The sequence below is a fragment of the Sphingomonas sp. Leaf208 genome, assembly GCF_001421415.1.
Classification (GTDB): domain Bacteria; phylum Pseudomonadota; class Alphaproteobacteria; order Sphingomonadales; family Sphingomonadaceae; genus Sphingomonas.
The window spans coordinates 23,577-30,805 of sequence record NZ_LMKH01000011.1 but is presented as its reverse complement, the minus strand read 5'-3'; the positions used below and the strand labels follow the sequence as shown (position 1 = coordinate 30,805).

The window sequence follows — 7,229 nt, the reverse complement described above, 5'->3', positions numbered from 1 at the left end:
AGCCTCCGGTTCCGCTTCGCTCCACCTACGCCCGGCAATGGCGGCGGAGGCGACAATGCACTAACTATCTACCCGGACCACCCGGTGGGGGCTGCTCACTAGCGTGGTTACGTTCTTCTAGGCGATGTTTATTCCGCATTGATTGCCCCTTATTCTGACGCAGGCAAATGGCGATACGACGTAGTGCTAAATCAGGTCGAGTTCCTCGGTGACGGTTGTTACCTGCTGGATGGGTCCGGTGAACCACTTCTTCACCGACACGTGCCAGTAGATGAACAGCAGGGTCAGCACGCCGCCAACGACGAGCGGGGTGTAGTTTACGAACTTCCATTCGAAGCTCCGGTCCCACGGTACGCCGCCCAACGAGGTCGGGAACATAGCTATGATCGAAGTGACGATGATCTCGACAAGCGCGACCGGGGCCATCCACTTGTGGTGACCTCGCAGATTCCACTTGCCGACGGGGAACGAATTCCCAGCCTTCCATCGGTAATAGATTGGCACCGCGAAGCACAGGTACAAGCCGACGACGCCGATGGAGGCCACGGCGAAGAACGCGACCGGCACGGGTGCGCCGTTGATGTCGACCTCGACCAGCGCCGGCAACGTGAGGACTGCCGCGAGTACCGCGGTGACGATCACGCCGTTGGCGGGAATCTTGTTCTTGCTGACCTTCGACCAAAGCTGATGACCGGGCACCGCACGGTCGCGGCTGAACGCGAACAGCATCCGCGAAGTACTGGTCTGGATGGCAGTGACGCAGAACAGCTGACCGGCCGTCGAGATCAGCAACACGACGCCCACCCACGGTGAGCTCATCGCTTGATTGAAGATCACCGCAACTGCACCGCCACCCGCGCTCACCGCGTCCGAATCGTTCACTGCGAACAGAAATGTGAGCAGTAGGATCCAGCCGCCGATAGAGGAGTAGAAGATGGCCCGCCAAATACCCTTGGCTGCGCTGTCGGCCGCGTTCTTGGTTTCCTCGGAAATGTGCGCGGACGCGTCGTAGCCGGTGACCGTGAACTGGGTGAGGATCGCCGAGATCGGCAGTACGAATATCAGCCAGCCGACCCCGGAGGTAGCGCCGCCGAACATGCCGGTGTTGTTGATGGTCTTGGCGAAGACGTCGGCCAGGCTGGCGTGCTGCTTGGGTACCACGATGAGGATAGCGATGACGATGGCTGTGCCCGCCACGTGCCACCATACCGAGATGTTGTTGATGACGGCCAGTAGGTGCGAGGAAAAGATGTTGATGGTCGCCGACAATGTTAGGATCACGAGGAACATGACAAAGACCCTCGTCAGGCTATAGTTGGCCAGCCACGTCTCGCTGAACGTGCCGAGAGTGAGGTCGAGGAACGTCGCCGCGCCGTATGCCGTCGCCGAAAGGATGGCGATCAGGCCGATCAGATTCAGCCAGCCCGTGTAGAAGCCAGCTTTGGCACCGCCAAGTTTTGCTGCCCACCAATAGATTCCGCCGGAAGTCGGGAACGCGGAGACCAGCTCGGACATGCAAAGTCCGATAATCAGGATGAACACCGACACGATTGGCCACCCCCAGGCGATCGCCGCAGGCCCGCCGTTGTTCCAGCCGAGGCCGAACGAGGTGAAGCAGCCCGCCAGGATCGAGATTATCGAGAACGAGATGGCGAAGTTGCTGAAGCTCGACCAAGAGCGGTCCAGCTCTTGGGTGTAGCCAAGTGATGCAAGGTGCTTTTCGTCGTCAGACATTGCTTCGTGGCTCTCTGTCACGGCATTCTCCTTCCCGGGAGAGCGCCCGAGAGGGCGCTCGACGTTGAATTGTGGCCCGAGGCTACGGACCGATAATATCTACCCGTCGCCGAGATTAAGACCGATCGTTACGCCAAGGATACGCTGCAAAGACTCCGCAACATTCTGTTCCGGAAGCCGGCTGATGTCCTAGATGGTAACCGTGTTAACAACGTTAACCGGATTTTGCTTCAGCTAAAGCGACCTTTTCTGGACGTTTACCCCAGAAAAGTACTCAGATTGATCTTTCGCAAGATTGAACAACTATTAGTATTGACGATATTCAACATTTTACTCCTTACAATGGCAAATCTCTATTTATTTCTGATTTCCACGATCGCCACGCCCCAAGGCCCGATTGACGGGGAGGCCTGCTTGCCCGTCAGAAGGTCGGTTCCATTGATAAGTTCGTTGGGGACGCCACGCTTTTCTGGCGAGTAGTTCAGCAGATAACGGACGCGACTGCCGTTTGTCAGGATGCCGCTACGCACGATAAGAGGATATTGAGCTGCATCCGGCCAAACGACTCCTGAGCGTTTCGCAGTGTCGGTCAGGACGCCCTCGATTAGCGCGTCCGACGGCATGAAGCCAATGTATGTTACTTCTCCCTTGCCGTAGGAATTACGGGTAATGGCAGCATAGTTCGGCCATGAATGATGTTCAAAGCGGGCAATAACTTTTGCAGTGGTGGGTTTTAGAAACTCCATCCACCAGCGCGCCTCAAGATCCTTTCCGCTGAGACCATATAGGCCGGATCCGACCGTCACACCTTTAGGCTCAGTAAACAGTTGGTAATTTACACCCGCAGCTTCCGCGATTTCGCCCGGCTGCGTAGCGTACCGCACCTTGGTGTCCTCATTGGAGAACCCGCTCTTGAAGGTGTAGACCAAGTGCCCACCGGCTTTAGCATAGGCATTGAGCCGAGCGATCTCCTCGTCACTCGCTGCATACAGGGCCGGCACGATGATCATCTTGTATTTTGATAAATCAGGGTTGCCATCAGGTGATATGACATCCGTCTCAATATTCCTTCGATACAACGCATCATAGAATGGGCGCATAACTTGGTTGTATTGGATGTTGCCAGGCAATTTGAAAGAGTCGAAGGCGCTTTGCGCGCGATTACTGACATAGATCGCGACGTCGTTACTTTTCTTTAAATCTGCTAATTTGGGCCCGAGCAACTTGATCTCGGCACCAATTCCCTTGGCCGCATCGTAGACTTCATTCGGCTTATAGTCTTGGGTCAACAACCCGCGCCAATAGGTCTCGACCGCGTTCGCGTTTGTAGCCCAGTGCCAATACGCGACCATGTTCGCACCCGATGCGAGATGGCTGAAGGCTTGTAGACGCAATTGGCCCGGGTAGGGCGTCCATTGCACCCACCCTTGCGCCTCGGTCTCGATAACGTAATAATTTGCTCCGGATTTCAGCGATCGGGCTAGGTCACCGCCGAAGGCAATCTCCACTCCGGTCAGGTCGTCTTGCGTCGGGTGGTAGATATCAATGCCGGCAACGTCGAGCGGTTTGGCCGCTTTCCAATGGTTGACCTCAGGTTGAATGCCGTAGGACGTTTTCAGCCAGCCTAAGTCAAAATTCTGGGTGATGAACTGGTCGTTGCGTGAATGCTTCCGAACCAGGTCCACTTGCCACGCTAGAAACTCGGTTACCAGATCCCTTTGGAATTCAGCAAAGGCGTTCTTGACACTGGCGTTCATTGACCCGGTCGTTGAAGGGAAATCTTCCCACCGGTTGATTCTATTGCTCCAGTAATTGAGACCCCACGCCGCGTTTAATTTGTCGAGACTGCCCCACTTCTTCTGCATCGCCGTCACGAATGCAGCCTGCACGTTCGGCCCCGCCGTGTTGTAAGGCTTCGTTTCGTTATCAACTTGATAGCCGATCACGGCTGGGTTCTTTGCAACGTGGGCAATTAGAGTTTCGATGACGCGTTTAGCAGCCGCGCGATAGTGTGGGTTCGTAATGTCCATGTTCTGGCGAACGCCGAACTTGGCTTGCCCTTCTGGTCCAGTCACCAACACGTCCGGGTGCTCGCGCGCCAGCCATGTCGGAATCGCATATGTTGGCGTGCCGACGATGACCTTAATGCCGTAGCGCCGGGCCGCTGACAGCATCCGGTCGACATGGCTGAAATCAAATACACCGGGCTGCGGCTCTAGCGTTCCCCACGTTGATTCAGCAATCCGAACCACCGAGATGTTCGCCTCCTTCATCAACCTAAAGTCTTCGTCGATGCGATCGACAGGAGTGTATTCGTCGTAATACGACACGCCATAAAGAATTTGTCGAGGAGTGCGATCAATCGATTGCAATCCGGCCTGTGCCAATAACGGATTAGACCATGTAGCCACGAGCGCCGACATGGCGACAAAGCTCGACAGTTTGAACTTAATCATCAAATGCCACCTGTTCCGAGTTTGTTGATTTTTACGGCTTGCAACTGGAGCCAGAATCTTTAAGCGACGACACGAACTCGTGGTATCGTTTACTTGACGAGATGCGAGGAGCTAAGCTCCTAGAATCATGCGCTTAACTCCCCCGACATATTCAACCGAAACACCGGAACCTGGCGACAACACCGAGTCTCCCGGGCGCATAAGATGAGCACGGATCCCCCGGCTGTTCGGCATGCCGGGATAAGCGCCCCGCCGCGCGCCGAGCGTGAGCAGGCTTGCCGCCTGCTTCCATTCGAGCGTCGTGCGCGCTGCTGCGCCTTGCTCGTAGCGATAGGTAAGCCCGTCGTCCTCGTACAACGAAGCGGTACCGTCCCGACCCGGATAAACCAGGAGATCGAGGGGCCCGCCAAGCAGTCCGGCCGTCGATTGGCCGACCGGCCCCAGTGGCAGGATGCTACCAGCCCGCACGTGAAGCGGCATGCGGTCCAGTGTCACCGGGACGGCATACGTCCGGCCGCCCTCTCGACGCTCGCCTGTCCAGAAATCGTACCAGCCGCCCTGCGAAACCGGCAAGTAGACGTCCCAGGTCTTCACGCCTGCAGCCAGTACCGGCGCGACATGGATCGCGCTGCCGAACATGTACGCATGAACCTGATCGAGGGCCTTTGGATCGTGTGGAAAGTCGAACACCAGCGGCCGGATCAGCGGCATTCCGGCCGCCGAAGCCTCGGCCGCCAGGGCATAGGTGTACGGCAGCAAGCGATAGCGAAGTTCGAGATAGGAACGGGCGATGCGCTCCACCGTCTCACCATATCGCCAAAACTCTGTATCCGTCATGTAGCCGTGGACGCGCGTCAACGGCAGGAACGTCGCGAACTGGAACCAGCGGAGGAACCGTTCCTGATAGGCAGGGTCCGTATATTGCCCCTCGCCCGGCCGGAAGAAGCCCCCTGCATCGACGGTCCACCAGGCTTGGCCTGTCGCAGCCATGTTCAGTCCGGCCGGTATCTGGCGTTTCAGCGTCTCCCAATCGTGGCCGATGTCGCCCGACCACGTCGCCGCACCATAGCGCTGCTGGCCCGGTGCTGCCGATCGGGTGAAAATCATCACCCGCTTGTCCGGATAGGCCCGCCGCTGTTCCTCATACACCGTTCGGCTGACCTGGAGCGGATAGAGGTTACGACGCTTCTCGCCCGGCTGGGTCCGGCCCGGTGCGGCGTAAATCGGCCGTCCGACCAGATCGTCGTTCTCGGGTTCAGTCGCGTCCTGCCACCATGCGTCGATACCGAGCGAGGCGAGCTTCTGGTTCTGCTGCCGGGCATAAAAGAGCGCGGCGACGGGATTAAAGAAATCGATCCATTCCGTGCCCGGAATGTAGAAGCCCTTCGCCGCCACTTCCTTGCCCAGCTCGGTTTCCTTGCCGACCTTGGACCAGACCGACAGCATCAGGCGCATGTCCATCGCATGCAGATCGCGAACGAGGCCCGCGGGGTCGGGGTAATGCTCCTCGTCGAAGCGCATGGCGTTCCAGCCGTATTTCCCCCAATATTGCCAGTCCTGCACCATCATGTCGCAGGGGAGCTTGCGCGCGCGGAATTCGCGTGCCGTCGCGATGATCTCATCCGACGAGTGAAACCGCTCGCGACAGTGGATGTAGCCGAGCGCCCAGAGCGGCATCATCGGCTGCGGCCCAAGCAAGGCGTGATAGCCGGCCATGACCTCCGCCGCCGTAGGCCCGGCGATCACGACGTAATCGATGCCCTCGGATACCGGCGACCACCAGGTCGTGCGATCTTCGACCGGTGCAAAGTTCAGCACCGGCATGTCTTCGTCACCCGCCCTCACCAGCACGCTGTGCTCCCCGGCGGCGAGCTCGCCGATGAAGCTGGCGGTCGGTGGCAGCCAGAGATTGGTATGATCGGTCAGCGCTTTGCCGTCGATCTCCACATAATGGCGCGATGACATCTTGCGCCCTAGATCAAGCAGGAACGCGTAGCGCCCCCCCTGCGGGACCGTGAACTTTCCCGTAAACACGGCATCGCGGCGCTGGACGCGGGCATTGCCGGTGGCGGTGGTGACATCGGCCATGCGCAAGTCGCCCGCTGCCGCTTGCCGAGCCAACGCGATCGGCCGGTCAGGCCGGTTCAGCTCCGCCATGCCGGGATTGTGCCATAACAGACCGTACCCTTTGCTCGACAGCACGAACGGCTGACTGATCTGCGTATTCACCTGCGTCAGACGGCGGGGCAGGCCCCGGATATCGAGATGGCCATCCTGGAAACAGCCCGTGCCGTAAAGGCGTTCGTCAGCGGAGCTGGCGAAGCCTTGCGTCACGGCCAGTGTCGGCTCATTTCCGATCGTCGATTGCGCGACCTGACGCGATCCGGGGGCTTCGCTGAGGAGCAGATTGCCGGCGCCGTCATAAAATGACAGGCATCTGGTCGCTTCATCCCATACGCATTGTGCATGTGGGAGCGTCAGCCGCGTTCGACTGCCCTCGCGGGTCCTCTTGAGGATTGGCGTCTTCGCGATGGGCGCCAGCATCTCGCTTGGCGTGGCGGGGGGGGCTTCCAAGGGCGCGACGCGCACGCGGAACGCACGATCGCTCAGGGCCGAGACGGCAATCGACAGATCGCCGGTGCAGATCACGAAATCGGGGGAGGCAATTCTAATCGCGGCTTGTACGAGGCCGCTCGACACGATCGCTGCCCCCGCGCCGCTTCCCAGCAGCGCGCGCCGGGTGATGGCGCCGCTACGCGGCCTTTTCTTACCGGTCACGCAACCTCCCTTTCGCTGTGTTTCCGCACGGCGCGGCCATCAATTGGGTCGCCCATCTTTCTCGATGATGGCCACGTCCCACGCAGCAAGGTGGATCGGCTCGCCACGCCTCACCTGGCGGTCGACCGGGGTGTACTCGTCGTGATCGTCGACGCCGTAGAGGATGATATCGGGCACCCGCGCGCGCGTGACCGCAGGCAGCGTCGCCGCGGCCAATGCGAGTGCTTTTGCAAACCGCTGCATGTTCCTGCTCTCCACTAC

The 7,229-nt window shown here is 59.0% G+C and carries 4 protein-coding genes; all 4 read right to left on the bottom strand.

The window, feature by feature from the left end:
• Positions 1–186 precede the first annotated feature (186 nt).
• The gene (locus ASE69_RS06195) at positions 187–1,755 is read right to left on the bottom strand and encodes an amino acid permease (RefSeq protein ID WP_056484423.1); all 1,569 of its coding nucleotides are present in this window, start codon (positions 1,753–1,755) and stop codon (positions 187–189) included.
• A 332-nt stretch (positions 1,756–2,087) separates the two neighbouring features.
• A complete protein-coding gene (locus ASE69_RS06190; protein ID WP_056484421.1) occupies positions 2,088–4,190 on the bottom strand; it encodes a beta-galactosidase in 2,103 nt (700 codons plus the stop codon).
• Between the two features lie 111 nt (positions 4,191–4,301).
• On the bottom strand, positions 4,302–6,968 hold the full coding sequence (locus tag ASE69_RS06185; protein ID WP_082452947.1) for a TIM-barrel domain-containing protein: 2,667 nt from the start codon (positions 6,966–6,968) through the stop codon (positions 4,302–4,304).
• Between the two features lie 39 nt (positions 6,969–7,007).
• Positions 7,008–7,211: a hypothetical protein gene (locus tag ASE69_RS06180; protein ID WP_156362204.1), complete on the bottom strand. Its 204-nt coding sequence runs from the start codon at positions 7,209–7,211 to the stop codon at positions 7,008–7,010.
• Positions 7,212–7,229: the final 18 nt, after the last annotated feature.

Bases quoted from the DNA above. Each gene is read 5' to 3' on its own strand.
- ASE69_RS06190 (WP_056484421.1), bottom strand. From the start codon at position 4,190: ATGATTAAGTTCAAACTGTCGAGCTTTGTCGCCATGTCGGCGCTCGTG.
- ASE69_RS06180 (WP_156362204.1), bottom strand. From the start codon at position 7,211: ATGCAGCGGTTTGCAAAAGCACTCGCATTGGCCGCGGCGACGCTGCCT.